Consider the following 14,432-nt stretch of genomic DNA (forward strand, 5'->3'; position numbering starts at 1 on the left):
AGGAATCGGCAAGGACGTTATCCGCTCACGTGCCGAACACGCGGAAGCGAGAGTTGGTTTTGTATTTTTCCAGGTAATTCATTATAACGCGGTCGTCCTCGTCCAGCGCCGGACAATCCTGCATGTTCGACGAAAGGCCGCGCGCGATCTGATCCATGCGGCCCGCCAGTCCCGAGTCCATAGTGTAGAACAGCGAACCGCGGTTGTTGGTGATGTTCACCACCTTGTTCTGCGGCACCATGCCGAGAATATGTATCCGCTTTTTGTACTGATGGTACTTGTCCAGCGTGTCGAGGTACTGACGCAGGCGGTCGAGCGCAGGCGGCACTTCTTTTAAATCTTCGAGGCGGTTGAACACGAGGCCCATCTGCTTGTTCTTCATCGACTCGTACACCGCCGCCTTGCCCTCCTTCGCCTGCACGCGCTCGATGTAAGCCTTTTCGATGCCCGTCAACTGACCGCGCGCGTAATCGGCGTTGAAATCTTCATAGTAGTCGATGAAGGTGTGGAGCGCGTCGATGCTGCCGTTGATCGCAAGGGTGTTGCTGAGATCGAAGACGAACGCCACCTGGTCGATCTGGCAGATGAGCGACGACACGTGGTTGACCCCGCCCGCCGGGGTGTCGAGGATCGTATGCTCGAAGCGGTCGAACACGCCGCGCAGAAAATCGAGAAACAGCAGAAGAAATTCCGGCTGGTTGATGCGCTTCCGGTGCTCGCGTTTGCCGAGGATCGGCACCTCGCCGCCGATCAGCGAGAATCCGTACTCCTCGATGTGGTTGATGTAGTCGTCGGGATCCGGACGCGATCCGGCATCCGTCTTCATCATGACTGCGCGCAGTTTGTCGAGCGGAATGGCATGGACGAGGTCGGCCACCTCGCGCAATTGTGCCGGGGTCTGCACCTCGCCGCGGCGCAGAAACAATTCGTGCAGGGTGTCGGCGAACTCGAATCCGCCGAAATGAAACAGTTCGGTCTTGAGAGTCTGGTAACGGCTGTACTGTTTCTGCAGTTGTGCGTCGCCGGCCTCGATGGTGCCTTCGGTGTAACGGCGGAAGGTGGACAGCATCTGGTAAACCGTGCGCAGGAAATCGACCTGGTACGTCTTGTTGGCCAAAGCCTCAAACAGATCGTAGAAACTGCGCGACGGGTGGCTGTCCAAAAGGCTGGCGATGGTGGGCAGACGCAGGTCGAGATCGACGAGGCAGATGGGTCGCTCAGATTGTGTCGATTCCAAAACCCGCGTCAGGGCGGCGGCGGTGTTGATCGACAAGGTCGTCTTGCCGATGCCCCCCTTCGGGCCTATGTACGAAATGATGGACATGAAAAACAGTGGCTCCTGCGTGAATGAAACAGAGAAGGATCATTCAATTATTCTTCATCGCCTTGCGGCTCCTCTGCCGGCCTTTTCCCACTGCGGCCGGTGCCGGCGAGCACCAGTGTGATTTCACCCTTCCATTTTTTACCACGATGCGCCTCCACCAGTTCCTGTAAAGACCCGCGCAGAATTTCCTCGTGCAGTTTGGTCAACTCGCGGGCGATCACCGCCGGTCGGTCGCCGAACGCGTCGAGCAGTTCCGCCAGTGTCTTTTCCAGGCGGTTGGGCGACTCGAACAGCACCACCGCCCCCGGCAGTTGCGAGAGCGATTCGATCGTCGCCTTCCTGCGTTTCTTGCGCGGCAGGAACCCGGCGAAGGAAAATCGGTCGATGGGCAGACCCGACACCGTGAGGGCCGCCATCACCGACGACGGTCCGGGAATCGACACCACATGGATGCCCGCTTCCAGTGCCTGTCCAACAAGATAGAACAGAGGATCCGAGATGCCGGGCGTGCCCGCATCGGAGATGAGCGCGACGTCCTCTCCCGCCTGCAACGCTTTCAAAAACTGCGGCGCTTTTTTGATCTGGTTGTAACTGTTGAAGCTGGAGAGGGGCGTGGCGATCTGGTAATGGTCGAGCAGGATGCGCGAGCGGCGGGTGTCTTCGGCGGCGATGAGTTTCACCGCGCGCAGGGTTTCGACCGCGCGGTAGGTGAAGTCACCCAGGTTGCCGATCGGCGTGCTGACTATATATAAGGTACCGTCCTCGTGGCTGGCCATACCCCGCATTGTACGGTCAGGCCCGCACAAACTCAATAACTAACTGGAAAACAATGGGTTAAAGAGAGGGTTTGAGAAAAACAGCCGGATTGCGAACGGACTGGGAACGGCCGGTCTGCGGAAGCAAAAAGCCCCGTCAGTTTTTGTGGTCGGTGCCGGTTTTTTCAGCCGACTCATCCTTCACCAGGGGAACCACCTTTTTTTCGCTGACTCCCATCTTGCAGTTGCCGTCGAAGACCGCGCCGACTTCGATGAAGATCGAGGGCGTGTCGATGTTGCCGACCATTTCGCTTTTGGCGTGGATCTCGACGCGCTGGCTGGCCTTGATGGTGCCGTAGATCTTGCCCTTGCAGATGACGGTGCCTGCGGTGATGTCCGCTTTCACCACACCCTTTTCGCCGACGATCAACGTGTCCTGCGTCTGCACTTCGCCTTCCAATTGACCGTCCATGCGCACGGTGCCGGTGAAGCTGAGGGTTCCTTTGAAATGGGTCTCCTCGCCCATGTACGCCTTGATGTCTTTGTTGGTTTCCACTGGCTTCGCCATGCCTCCTCCGCTAGTTGCTGGTTTTGAATCGAACATTCCCATAATCGCATTTCTTTCAATTACTTGATTATCATATCATGGATGCGTTGTAAATCGTCATTGTTGTAATACTGAATGACCACCTGGCCGCCCTTCCTGCCCGCCTTCACGTGCACCCGGGTGCCCAGCTTGCGTTCGAACAGCTTTTCGAGGTCTTTTATGAATATGTCATTTTGGGCGCTTTTTTTAGTGGCGGTGGAAGACGGCTGACTGAGCCGCTGGGCCAGCCGTTCCAGCTGGCGCACGGTCATGCCTTTCCTCACCACCTGCTGGCGCGCGTCTTCGCGGTCGCGTTCGTTGCCGATGGAAAGGAGCGCCCGGGCGTGGCCCATGCTCAACCGCTCGGCGGCGAGGTCGTCCTTGATCGCCTTCGACAGTTTCAGCAGACGAATCGTGTTGGCTACGGTAACCCGGTTCTTGCCGACCCTCTGCGCCACCTCGTCCTGGGTCAGGCCGTAGTCCTGGATCAAGCGCTGGTAGGCCTCGGCCTCCTCAATGGGATTCAAATCCTGGCGGTGGATGTTTTCGATGAGCGCGATCTGGAGCGACTCGGTGTCGTTCACATCGCGGACGACCACCGGGATCTCTTTCTTCCCCGCCGCCTGGCTGGCGCGCCAGCGGCGCTCACCGCAGATCAACTGGTATCCGTCGCCCTGCTTTTGCACGACGATGGGCTGGATGACGCCGTTCTGCTTGATCGACTCCACCAGCTCGTTCAGTTTTTCGTCGTCGAATTCCTTGCGCGGCTGGTTGGTGTTGGGCACGATCTGCTCCAGCGGCACCACGGTGACGCCCGTGGTCGAGGCCGCCGCTTCGGATCCCTCCGGTGCGTCGCCAAACAGGGCGTCGATGCCCTTGCCCAAGGCTTTGCGGCTCATGGCGTCACCTCACTCAGGTTTCCGGACGGATTCCCCTGCCTCAAACGTGTGCGGGCGATGATTTCTTTCGCCAGCTCGACGTAGGCATCCGCTCCTTTCGAGCGGCTGTCGTACAGAACCACCGGCTGGCCGTGGCTCGGTGCCTCGCTCAACCGCACATTGCGCGGGATTACTGTGTTCAGCAGAAAATCCTTGAAGTATTTTTTCACCTGGTCCTGCACCTGCCGCGTGAGACTGGTGCGGGCGTCGTACATGGTCAGCAGGATGCCTTCGATGCGAAGCTCCGGATTGAGCCCCTGCTTGACGCGTTTCAGCGTCTTCATCAAATGACTCAAACCCTGAAGGGCATAGTATTCGCACTGCATCGGCACCAGCACGGAGTGACATCCGGTAAGCGCATTCAAAGTGAGCAGGCCGAGCGACGGCGGGCAGTCGATGACCAGGTAATCGAACCGGCCCAGCGCCGGCTGGAGCGCCTGCTTGAGGCGCGATTCGCGGTGCTCGATGCCGACCAGCTCCACTTCCGCTCCGGCAAGGTCCACCGTGGCGGGAACGATTTTTAGAGTGTCGATTTCGGTGGCGTGGACCACGTCGTCCAGCGTGGCCGAGCCCATCAGCAGATCATAAATACCGCCGTTGCCGTTGGGGGTGACGCCGAGGCCGCTGGTGGCATTGCTTTGCGGATCGATGTCCACAAGAAGGACCTTCTTACCCGCAAGGGCAATGCATGCGGCGAGATTCACCGCGGTCGTGGTCTTGCCGACGCCGCCTTTCTGATTGGCGATGCTGATGATCGAAGCCATAAGGATAGCCTCCAGGGTGGGAGAAAACGTAATCAATGTAGCACGGTTTTTTATACCCCGCCAACCGAAAAACCCCAGCCAATCGGCTTATGACGCTATTTCAACCGGTTCCATTCCCCCGCAATGTTCCACGTGAAACAGGGGCTGAGCCCCTTTCAATAACAGGCTGATCAAATCCTTTTCAAATTCATTCATATTCCCTCCGGGCGGGGCCCGGTGTTTCACGTGGAACATTGGGGAGAGTTGAGGGGCAATAAAATGATTTATATAGGGTTTTCGGCTTAGGGCGGAGAATTTTCAGCCCTGGAGGTGGAAAACGAGAAGCCGGGATTCTTTGCCGTCGTGGCCGAATATGGGGATGGACTGGTTCAGATCGAAGGGGCTGTTGGCCGGGATCTCGGCCTCCCCTTCTTCCAGCCCCTTTTTCACAACCACCCGCGTTCCGGGTTTCAAAAACGGCCGGGCCCATTCCAGGCATTGTGCGGTGGAACCGACGGCTCGGTAGGTGACACAATCGAAGGATTCCGCCAGGGCCGGGTCGCCTGCCGCAACTTCGGCACGGGCGTTCACCACCTGAAAATCGTGGAATTCCAATTCGGACCCGACGGCATGCAGGAACCCGGTTTTTTTGCGCAGGCTTTCGAGCAGAGTGAGAGGAAGGTCGGGAAACAGGATTTTGAGCGGAATCGCCGGAAACCCACCGCCGGAACCAATGTCGAGAGTCCGCCCATCCGGAACCATCGCCCGGGCGTATTGCAGGGAATCGAATACATGCCGGCGCAGCACCTCCGTCGCGTCTTTTTCCGAGGTAAGCTGGATTTTCGGGTTCCACTTCCCCCACAGGCGCAGGAACCGGGAAAGAGATTGGGCGACAGCTGTGGGGTCCGGCAGCTCCGGCAGGTTCAGGTTGGGGTGACGAAGGAGGTCAACGATCAGTCCTTCCACGGCGGGATCACTTTTGCAGGACTTTTTTGAATTCGGCAGTCATCACAGGGAGAATTTCCAGAACGTCGCCCACGATGCCGTAATCGGCGACGTCGAAGATCGGCGCGTTGGGGTCCTTGTTGATGGCAACGATGCAGCGCGAGGAGGACATCCCGGCCAGGTGCTGCACCGCGCCGGAGATGCCGCAGGCTATGTAAAGGTCGGGGGATACCGTCCGCCCCGTCTGCCCGACCTGGTTGGAGTACTCCCGCCAGCCGTTGTCCACCACCGGGCGGCTTGCGCCGACGGCCGCGCCCAAAACTTCGGCCAGCTCTTCCAGCAGCTGGAAGTTTTCCGGTTTCTGCATGCCCATGCCCCCGGAGACGATGATGCGCGCTTCAGTGATATCCAGCTTACGTCCGGCGGCCTGAACCACTTCTTTCACTTTCAGGCGGAGCCCGTTTTCAGGAATGTCCGCCGTGACCGTTTCCACCGGAGCGGCATCGCCGGCGGGGGTTTCACCCGGACGGAACACGTTGGGTCGAAGGGTGAGAATACAGGGCCGGGTGTCGCCGAACTGGAAGGTGATGTGCGCCTTCCCGGCGTACACCGGGCGGCGGGCTTTCAGCATCCCACCTTCAGCATGAATTTCAATGCAGTCGGTGGCCAGGCCCACACCCAGTCTGGCGGCAAGAGCCGGGGCCAACTCCTTGCCGTGGTTGGTAGCGCCCATCATGACCACCTCGGGGTTCTGCGATTGAACCTGCGGTGCAAGCACTTCCACCAGAGCAAGGCTGTTGAACGTTTCCAGCCCCGCATGCTGAATATGGAGTACCCGCGCGACACCACAGTTGGCGACATCCTCCGGGATTTCAGCACCGGGTGCGGTGGCCACCACGGCCGTCACCGTCGCACCCAGTTCACCACCCAGAGTTTGGCCCGCATGGAGCGCTTCCAGGCTGACCGGTTTCACCTGACCGCCCAGCACCTCCGCCAGAACCCAGATCTGTTTGCCCTCGCTCATGGCTCTCCTCTAAATTGAAATTCACAACCCCTTTCGGACGCCCTGCCAGCGAGCCTATTTTAAACCGGAACCGGGCCCGTTCGGGGCGATTTTTTTATAATGCCATTTTAGGCTATTTAAATTTTTACCCCTTCAACCAGGTGCAAGAAAAATAAAAACCCCGGGAACTTTCGTTTCCGGGGTTTTTGGGAACTGAAAAACTTTTTACTTCTTGAGAGTGGCCTGCAGTGTGATCTCCGGGCCCGCCAGTGCCTTGGACACCGGGCAACCGACTTTGGCGGCTTCCGCGATTTCCTGGAACTTGGCGTCATCGATATCCGGGATGGTGGCTTCCATAACGAGATCGATCTTGGTGATGCCAAAGCCTCCTTCGACCTGGTTCAGGTGAACCGTCGCCGTGGTCGCCACCGACTCGGGCGTGAAACCGCTTTTCCCCAGAGTGGCGGAAAACGCCATGGAGTAGCAACCCGCATGGGCGGCGGCGATCAGCTCTTCGGGGTTGGTGCCGTCTCCCGACTCAAACCGGGAAGGAAACGAAAAGGGACCCTCGTAGGCACCGCTTCCGAGTTTCATGGTTCCTTTACCCTCTTTCAAACTTCCGTTCCAGCGTGCAGATGATTTTCTTTCAGGCATGGTTCTCCTCTCCAGAAAAGAAATAAATTTTTATTGGGAGTATTTAAAGATTCGTATCAGATGGGTTGACCTGTCCAAGGTTATATTTTTAGAGGAAGGAAAGGGTAAAAAGATTTATTTTAGGCGCATTTTTTTAGCCTCTTTCGGAGTGCGGCCAATTTCAGGGATCAGGGAATATGCAAGATTTCCTTTATTTTCCTCATAAACTGCAATTTGGTATAGGGTTTGGACAAAATGCCGTCGCACCCGGCCTGGCGGATGGCCTTCAGGTCCGAGTCCCGGCACATCCCGGTCAGGGCGATGATCCTGGCGGGCAGACGGTTCTGGTCCGATTCCATCCTGCGAATGGCTTGAGTGGCGGTCAGCCCATCCATTTTGGGCATGCGCATATCCATGAAAATGAAGGGGAAGGCGTACCTCTGGCATTTGTCCAACACTTCCAGGCCATCGTTCGCAAACTCCACCATGCATGGAAAAGCGTTCATATAATACTTAATCAGCATTTGCTGTTCGGGCGAATCCTCAGCGAACAGCACACGAACCGACTGCGTCGGTACCGGGGCCCTGCTTCCCAGCCCATTCTGCAGATTCTGCTGTCCGTGAAAACCCGGAATGGCGGAAGCATGCTGGGGGTCCCCGGACAATTTGGCCGTAGTGTCGGTTGGATGCCAAACCGGCTTTCCCAACGGCGTTGGCGGTTGAAAATCGAAAACCGCCATCACCGCTTCCCTGGGTCCGCAAAGTTTTTTACAAATCATAATGTCAACCCCACCCTCGCCCGTCCGGCCGTTGTGTCCGTTCATCCATCGAACTCGGGGAATTCCGTTCCAGACCGGGATTCCTTGTCGTCGTACATGGCACCGTTACGGGTTTTGAAAAACAGATCCAGCGGGATGGTTTCCTGCTGCAGGAATCCGTTTTGCGGCAGGTCCCCTTTGGAAACGAGTTCGACCACCGCACAAACGGAAGCGGCAGTGGTCCAGGAAATGGCGCGCCAGTGGTTGCCGGCTATTTTTCGCGGGTAATAACTGCGCACAAACTCTGCCCGGCCCAGTTTTTTGTTGCGCCAGCCTTCCACCGCCGCATAAACGAACACCACATCGTCGTTCACCGGCGGCTTGGCGTTGACCAGGATTTCACCGGCCATTTTGCGGTCGTTGCGCAGGTGAAGTTCGTTGAAGAAAAACCGCATCAGTTTGTTGTGCCCGGGGTAGCGGATGGTTTTATAATTCAAGCGTTCCACCTTGCCGTCGTAAGTTTCGCACATGGTACCGAGTCCGCCGGAGGTGGAAAACGCCTCCAGTTGCATGCCGTCGATCACCACGGTCTCCAGGTTTTCCATTGCCGGGACCTGCGCGCGTTGCCCGTCCTGGATGACATCGCAATCGTTCAGGTATTCGTTGACCACCCCCTCGGGCGACCAGTTGAAGGCGTAACCCAACAGCCCGCTGGGATTCTGCGGCAGGGCGCCGACCCGCAGTTCGATGCTCCTCAACTTTTTGAAGGTCTTGGCCAGCTCCGCACCAACAATGCTGATGTACCCCGGGGCCAGCCCGCATTGCGGCGCCAGAATACCTTTGCCTTTCCGGGCCATTGTGCGGATCGCCGCGGTCGTGGCCACGTCTTCCGTCAAATCAAAATAATGTATTCCCAGGGAGTGCGCGCACTCGGCCACCGCCGTATTCAGATCATAAGGCAGGCACGACACCACCGCATCATGACCGTGAATCTGTTTTCGCAATGTCGCAACCCGGGTCGCGTTTCCCTGCTTCACCGCAAACGGCAAGTCCCCATGAGTTTCGCTGTCCAACCCCGTCACAACGAACCCGGATTCATGAAGCAGGATGCCCACCAGTCGGCCCACTTTCCCCAGACCGACCACAAGTACCGACTCGATTTTGCGATTCATATCCTATTCCCGAACCCAATGATATTCATGGCTAACCATACCTATATTGTATGATTATTCATAAATCGATGTCTGGAATTTCATCCAGATTCCACAGATTTTTTTGCTTTAAGGAGCCGCGTTTCCTTATCGGAAATCCGGAAAACCCCTCTTAGTCTGAAATGCGGAGGGTTTAAATGGGGCAACGAATGTTTTTTAGTAATTTTGGCATGATTTCTGCTTATTTTCATGCAATTGAACTGTATTCAAAGGAAACTTGGAACCATGGTACACGGACAGCTATACAACGCATCCTCATTCAAACGGAATCAACCCAAACTTCTCAAAGCCGTCGCTCTTCTTGCCCTGTTGACCGTTCTTTTCCTGGGAACCTCGAACCCGGTTCCGTTTTCCGCCTATGCCAACACCATCAACGGTTCGGTTGCTTCCCGGAACTGACCCCCGGGAATTCGTATTCCCTGAAGTCGGGAATCTCTGTTCCTCGGTCCCGTTAGCGCTCACTTGCACGGACTCTCCTTTGTATAGACTTCAAACCTCCATGTAAAAAGGGGGAGGCTGGGGCCTCCCCCGGATTACATTTCCTCACCCAATTTTTTCCCAATTAAAATTTTCCCGGTGGCAAAAACAAGGGAAGGTTCAGGATCGCCTCGATTTCAAAAAGCTCGCCCGCGGCACCCAGGGTCAACAGGAACAAATAAAAGATCAGCAATCCCCATCCCCACCTGGCAGGCTTATGCTGTCGGACAGGGCCTGACGCGGAAGAAAGTGAATTGAGGGAGGAAGCAGGATGATCTTTGCCGAAAGGGTCCATGGACTTTTGCCCGATTTAAAAAAACGGAGGACGTGGCCGTCGGTCACACCACTTTGATTTCGTCCCGCAGGATACCCAGCAGTTTGGCACTGATTTCCTGGGGACTGCCATCCAGCATCACGCCTTTCTTGCGCGCGGGGGGTTTGGCCAGGTCCACCTGCGTGATGTGATTGGCCGTCGCTCCCTGTGTTGCCGGATCGAACCCGATCGCCGCCGCGTCGAGCACGGCGATCTCTTTTTTCTTTGCTGCCATGATGCCTTTGAGCGACGGCAGCCGCGGTTCGTTCAGTCCCTTCTGGCAGGTCAGAACAGCGGGCAGGGGCGTTTCGATGATTTCCGACCCGCCTTCAATCTGCCGGGTCACCTCGGCGCTTTTCTTGTCGTCTGCGAGGTTCAGTTTGGTGATGACGGAAACGAACGGCATACCGAGCAATACCGCGAGCGACGGACCCACCTGCGCCATGTCGTCGTCCACCGCCTGGCGGCCGCACAGGATGAGGTCGTGGTCAAGCGTGCGGATGCCCGCCGCCAGCACCTGGGCCACGCCGAGCGAATCCAGTCCCTCGAAGGCCGGATCGAGCAGGTGCACCGCCTTGTCCGCACCCATGGCCAGTCCCCTGCGGAGGGTGTCCTTAAAATTGTCCGGCCCCATGCTGATGAGCGTCACCGTGCTTTCGCCGTCGGTTTCCTTGATGCGCACGGCTTCCTCCACCGCAAATTCATCGTAAGGATTGAGCACGCGCGGCAGGCCTTCACTCTGCACCTTGCCGTCCTTGATTTCGATCGCCGCTCCGGTGTCGATCACCTGCTTGACGCATACGAGGATGTTCACTGTCGTCTCCGTCTGAATTGAAAGTTTCCGGTCAGTTTTGTTGGAAATTATCCCACGCTTGCCTGAAAATGTTAACAGCCAAAGTCAACCCGTCAACCCCTGAACAACCGCCTTTGCCGAATCCAACTTCAACCCAACACCACAACCTGCCACGGGACCCCGGTGAAACGCCGGCCCCCGCCCGTCCGGCAGCCGAAGAACACCTCATTCTCTGGGCCCGCGCATTCATTTACGTGTGGGCCATCGCCTGGTTTTCTCTGGTGAGCGCCGACCCGGACCTGTGGGGCCACATCCACTTCGGTAAAGAAATCGTCGAACAGGGTGCGGTGCACGACACCAATCCGCACTCTTACACGGCGGAGGGTTACCGCTGGATCAACCACGAATGGTTGATGGAGGTGATCTTTTACGGCATTTACTCGGTAGCGGATTCCACCGGCCTCATCCTGGCTAAGCTGTTCCTCGGTATCTACATCATCCACCTGCTTTCCGGCCTGCATTTCGCCCGCTCGCGGAATGTCACCGTGTACCTCGGCCTGTTCCTCCTGGCGGTGCCGGCGATGTCCGCCGGTTTCATGACGCGCCCGCACCTGGCGACGTTCCTGTTTCTCACATGGATGGTCGTGGTGCTTCAAAAATTTTTCGAGGGCAACCAGCGCGTGATCCTCTGGATGCCGATGATTTTTCTTGGCTGGGTGAACAGCCACGGCGGCGTGGTGGCGGGACTCGGTATCTTCGGCCTCATCACATTCATCGAGGTGGCGCGCGGATGGAAATCCAAAGAGCGGGCGCGGCGTCTGCTGGCGAACATTTTCATCCTGTGCTGTGCCGCGGTTTTGATGCATCCCAACCATTACAAGCTGTGGGTGTTCTTTTACGAATCGCTGGGCCGCGAGCGGGTCATCACAGAATGGATGCCGGTTCCGTTGGGGACCGCCGATTACATTCATTACAAAATTTTGGCAGGCCTTTTTGTCGTGAGCTGGTTTTTACCGACGAAAAAACGCGTCTGGGAATTGACGGTGCTGACCGTCGCCCTGGTTTACGGGTTCAAGCACCAGCGCCACACGGTGCTGGCGGTCATCCTGTTGCTTCCGTATCTTTCCATGCAGTACAGCCAGTTCCTGGCCAGGCTGGATTTCAGGCCGCACTACGTCAAGTTGTCCAACCATTTCCGCTGGGCGGCTCAGGCCGTGCTGCTGGTATTCATGATTTTTTTCCTGATCAACCGCTGGCAGTTGTTTTCGGGCAACAATTACAAAATATGGGTCGAGGCCAGCGTGTATCCGACGTACGCCGCCCGTTTCATGCAGGCCAATGGGTTGTCCGGCAACACGGTGGTGCCCTTCGACTGGGGAGAGTACTGGATCTGGAAATTTCCGCAGGCAAAGGTTTCGATTGACGGACGCTTCCGCACCGCCTACCCGCAAAGCATCATCGATTTGAACGCCGCATTTGCCACAGGCAGACCGGAGGGGGACCGCCTGCTCACCGACTTTCCCACGCAGTTCGTGTTGACGGGACATCATGAGGCGGCACACCGGTCGATGGAAGACCAATCCGGATGGGTGAAGATCTACCAGGACCCCATATCTAAAATCTTCGCGCGCAAAACCGAGCCGCCTTCCCCCGCACTGGACAAACACCGGAAAGGAGAACTGATCGATCCCACGACTCCTGTCCCCTACGAGTTTCCGGGGTGATGCGGATAAAAAAGGTGTGACCTGTTGAAAAAGGGGCGGGGCGGGCGCAGAATGAATGGAAGGAGTCTGTTATGAACAACATCATTCTGGGCGTATTCGGGGGGCTCATCGTTCTGCTTGTGGTGCTGGTGGTGCAGAACACCATCGGCCCGATCGTCGCGCTCGGACTGGGTTTTCTGGTGCCGCCCGTGCTGGGAATCCTGACCGGATACATGATCGGTGCGGGCACCACCCTGCAGCGCAACCGCAGCCCGGTATTCTTCTGGACCTACTTCACGCTGTTCACAGTGCTGGGAGCCGTCATCCTCTACATCGGCCTCATGGCCCCGCCTTCCCCCGAAGTCGCCCCCTGAGTTTCACCGAATCCGTTCCTCGATTTTCTTAAGTGCGGCTTTGATGTGGTCGGCGAGCGCCTGACTGGAAATGCGCATCACTTGCGCCGCTTTCTTCTTCTTGAGCCCGCCGTAAAACACCAGGCACACTGCGGTCAACTGCTTGTCGGTCAGCGCCGCGTCGTTGAGGTCGTCTCGACCGCGGCGAGGTGACGCAACGGCGAGCTTTCGGTGATCTGCGTGATGACGCGTTGCGAAATCTCGGAGGTCACCCAGTACCCGCCCTGCGGATCGCTATCCACCGAAAGCAGTTTGACCTCGTGCGGGTTGAGCGCGCCCTCGCCCTTGCGCAGGTACGTGTTGATGGCCTGCTTGCGTTCGGGATCGGCGCCGTGTTGCGCGGGAGAGCCGTCGTCGAAGATGGGGCGGTTGAGCTGCGTCTCGATGCGCTCCATGCGGCTTTTGATTTCGTTCAGGTCCTGAACCTCGTGCACGAGGCGGGAGGGGAACGATCCCTTGCCGCGTTGCTTCGGCGACTGGGCGCGGTCGATCGCCTGCTGGAACCGCCGGTAGAAGTGGCGGTGCATCTTCGACGGTTTTTCCGTCAGGTAATGCGGGAAGTAGGTTTCCGCGAAGAACTTCAGTTCGCGGCAGGCCCGCCCGCGGCGCTCGTCCCGTTGCTCGGCGGTGGTGCGTCCGAACGGGGTGATGGCGCGGGCGAGGGTGCGGCAGATATCCGCGTAGCCCCGGGCCAGTCTGGAAATGCTTTTGAATCCTGCCAAGTCTCTTTCACCTTTTCACCGATGGCTTCCAGATGGTCGCCGACGAACTGCGCCATCTCCTCTTCCCCGCGTTCCAAGAGAAACCGCACCACGGCGCGGAGCGCGTCGATCAGCAACGCCTCTTTGTCCGCCGACTGTTCCTGCAGAAGCGTCTTGCGGATGTCGAGGATGTGGCCGACGTACATGCCGTGGATGCGGTGCAGTTGCACCTCATCCGGCGCGTGCCGCAGGATGTCCTGAATCGATTGCCGGAGCGCGCCCACCTCTTCCAGCAGAATCAGCAGGGCGGGATCGGGCCAGGCGTCAGTCATGATGGCTCTCGGCGGCGCCGATGTTGCGGTTCACCACGCGGTTGAGTTCGTTGAGCTGTTTGAAGATCCTGCCGATGGCGCTTTCCGTCCGGCCAACGGTGCGGTGAAAGCCGTCCTTGTGCACGAACTGCTCGTACAGGTATTTGTGATCGGCCAGGCGCGAGCGTTCCAGCAGTTCCAGGTCGCGCTCCAGTTTATCGATGCGTTTTTCCAGCTCGCCGCCGCATTCGTCGATCTTCGCTTTCAGTTCGGTTTTGACATCGAGGAAGTGGCGGTCGTTGTCCGCAATGAGTTTTTTCATCAGCCAGCCCACCACCCAGATGCCAACCGTCAACAGCAATGTGATGTAGGGCGTGAGGATTTGCAGAAACGGCAGGGTCATGGGTCTTTGGTTGTGGGTGGAAAGGAAGAGGCCTCATTGTTTTTGGGTGCGGGCCACCCGGAAATAAAAATCAAATTCGGTTGAACCGAGAAAATTTTTCATTCCGGGGTTTTGAGGGTTAACGGAAAAGATTTTTAGAAACGCCGGCACGCAGAGTGCCGAGGCCGATCCCTTCCAGCAGGGTGTTGAAGTGCGGACTCGAGACCAGTTCGCTCAGCGACGCGTCACCCGTTATGAGATTGAGTATCGAAATGGCGACCATCATCGCCGCGACCAGGTAGGTTTTTTTCCTCGCAACCAGTTCATGATGTCTCCCTTAAATTGAAAAATGAAAAACAAATTCAAGAAGGCGGGAGGAACGGACCGGGCATTCCGGTCCGTTCCATATACAGGCAGGGGTCGTCTTGTGCGCGGCAAAACGG

Annotated in this window: 19 protein-coding genes; 3 read left to right on the forward strand and 16 right to left on the reverse strand. The window is 57.4% G+C overall.

The features are described from left to right. Positions 1-25: 25 nt before the first annotated feature. The 10 genes from TX82_RS03310 to TX82_RS03355 all read right to left on the reverse strand — a co-directional run bounded on the left by TX82_RS03310 (position 26) and on the right by TX82_RS03355 (position 8,857). Positions 26-1,324 carry a P-loop NTPase family protein gene (locus TX82_RS03310; RefSeq protein ID WP_005006826.1) on the reverse strand — a complete coding sequence of 433 codons (1,299 nt, stop codon included), beginning with the start codon at positions 1,322-1,324 and terminating at the stop codon, positions 26-28. A gap of 47 nt (positions 1,325-1,371) precedes the next feature. Further along, complete coding sequence (gene rsmI / locus TX82_RS03315) at positions 1,372-2,100, reverse strand: 16S rRNA (cytidine(1402)-2'-O)-methyltransferase (protein WP_042250448.1); 729 nt, start codon at positions 2,098-2,100, stop codon at positions 1,372-1,374. A 136-nt stretch (positions 2,101-2,236) separates the two neighbouring features. Continuing rightward, complete coding sequence (locus tag TX82_RS03320; protein WP_005006831.1) at positions 2,237-2,647, reverse strand: bactofilin family protein; 411 nt, start codon at positions 2,645-2,647, stop codon at positions 2,237-2,239. Positions 2,648-2,706: 59 nt separating this feature from the next. Continuing rightward, complete coding sequence (locus TX82_RS03325) at positions 2,707-3,564, reverse strand: ParB/RepB/Spo0J family partition protein (RefSeq protein ID WP_005006833.1); 858 nt, start codon at positions 3,562-3,564, stop codon at positions 2,707-2,709. After that, positions 3,561-4,367 carry a ParA family protein gene (locus tag TX82_RS03330; RefSeq protein ID WP_005006835.1) on the reverse strand — a complete coding sequence of 269 codons (807 nt, stop codon included), beginning with the start codon at positions 4,365-4,367 and terminating at the stop codon, positions 3,561-3,563. Before TX82_RS03330 ends, TX82_RS03325 begins: the two co-directional genes overlap by 4 nt. 297 nt (positions 4,368-4,664) lie before the next feature. Then, complete coding sequence (gene rsmG, locus TX82_RS03335; protein ID WP_005006839.1) at positions 4,665-5,312, reverse strand: 16S rRNA (guanine(527)-N(7))-methyltransferase RsmG; 648 nt, start codon at positions 5,310-5,312, stop codon at positions 4,665-4,667. 7 nt (positions 5,313-5,319) lie between these two features. Further along, positions 5,320-6,315 (reverse strand): electron transfer flavoprotein subunit alpha/FixB family protein, encoded by a 996-nt coding sequence (locus TX82_RS03340; protein WP_005006840.1) that lies wholly within the window; start codon positions 6,313-6,315, stop codon positions 5,320-5,322. A gap of 204 nt (positions 6,316-6,519) precedes the next feature. Then, positions 6,520-6,948: an OsmC family protein gene (locus TX82_RS03345; RefSeq protein ID WP_005006842.1), complete on the reverse strand. Its 429-nt coding sequence runs from the start codon at positions 6,946-6,948 to the stop codon at positions 6,520-6,522. A 167-nt stretch (positions 6,949-7,115) separates the two neighbouring features. Further along, a complete protein-coding gene (locus TX82_RS03350; RefSeq protein ID WP_187291901.1) occupies positions 7,116-7,667 on the reverse strand; it encodes a response regulator in 552 nt (183 codons plus the stop codon). Positions 7,668-7,747: 80 nt separating this feature from the next. Next, on the reverse strand, positions 7,748-8,857 hold the full coding sequence (locus tag TX82_RS03355; protein ID WP_005006848.1) for a saccharopine dehydrogenase family protein: 1,110 nt from the start codon (positions 8,855-8,857) through the stop codon (positions 7,748-7,750). 264 nt (positions 8,858-9,121) lie between these two features. Between TX82_RS03355 and TX82_RS16145 the strand changes: the two genes are divergently transcribed. Beyond that, positions 9,122-9,295: a hypothetical protein gene (locus tag TX82_RS16145; RefSeq protein ID WP_005006849.1), complete on the forward strand. Its 174-nt coding sequence runs from the start codon at positions 9,122-9,124 to the stop codon at positions 9,293-9,295. A gap of 416 nt (positions 9,296-9,711) precedes the next feature. Here TX82_RS16145 and TX82_RS03365 read toward each other — a convergent pair whose 3' ends face one another. Then, positions 9,712-10,500, reverse strand: coding sequence for an electron transfer flavoprotein subunit beta/FixA family protein (locus tag TX82_RS03365; RefSeq protein WP_005006853.1), 789 nt, complete (start codon positions 10,498-10,500; stop codon positions 9,712-9,714). Between the two features lie 113 nt (positions 10,501-10,613). Between TX82_RS03365 and TX82_RS03370 the strand changes: the two genes are divergently transcribed. Then, complete coding sequence (locus TX82_RS03370; RefSeq protein WP_042250454.1) at positions 10,614-12,203, forward strand: hypothetical protein; 1,590 nt, start codon at positions 10,614-10,616, stop codon at positions 12,201-12,203. A 71-nt stretch (positions 12,204-12,274) separates the two neighbouring features. Next, entirely contained in the window at positions 12,275-12,556 is a 282-nt protein-coding gene (locus tag TX82_RS03375; protein ID WP_005006856.1) for a hypothetical protein, read from the forward strand. Positions 12,557-12,559: 3 nt separating this feature from the next. Here the strand turns inward: TX82_RS03375 and TX82_RS16610 are convergent, their stop codons facing one another. The 5 genes from TX82_RS16610 to TX82_RS16150 all read right to left on the reverse strand — a co-directional run bounded on the left by TX82_RS16610 (position 12,560) and on the right by TX82_RS16150 (position 14,275). Then, a complete protein-coding gene (locus tag TX82_RS16610; protein WP_338038031.1) occupies positions 12,560-12,694 on the reverse strand; it encodes a hypothetical protein in 135 nt (44 codons plus the stop codon). Between the two features lie 11 nt (positions 12,695-12,705). After that, on the reverse strand, positions 12,706-13,122 hold the full coding sequence (locus tag TX82_RS16615) for a phage major capsid protein (RefSeq protein ID WP_042250457.1): 417 nt from the start codon (positions 13,120-13,122) through the stop codon (positions 12,706-12,708). Between the two features lie 53 nt (positions 13,123-13,175). Next, positions 13,176-13,628: a hypothetical protein gene (locus TX82_RS16620; RefSeq protein ID WP_005006864.1), complete on the reverse strand. Its 453-nt coding sequence runs from the start codon at positions 13,626-13,628 to the stop codon at positions 13,176-13,178. Continuing rightward, positions 13,621-14,010 (reverse strand): hypothetical protein, encoded by a 390-nt coding sequence (locus TX82_RS03390; protein ID WP_005006866.1) that lies wholly within the window; start codon positions 14,008-14,010, stop codon positions 13,621-13,623. The genes TX82_RS16620 and TX82_RS03390 overlap by 8 nt, the downstream gene beginning before the upstream one ends. 118 nt (positions 14,011-14,128) lie before the next feature. Then, on the reverse strand, positions 14,129-14,275 hold the full coding sequence (locus tag TX82_RS16150) for a hypothetical protein (protein WP_005006868.1): 147 nt from the start codon (positions 14,273-14,275) through the stop codon (positions 14,129-14,131). Positions 14,276-14,432: the final 157 nt, after the last annotated feature.

The organism is Nitrospina gracilis 3/211 (assembly GCF_000341545.2).
Lineage (GTDB): Bacteria > Nitrospinota > Nitrospinia > Nitrospinales > Nitrospinaceae > Nitrospina > Nitrospina gracilis.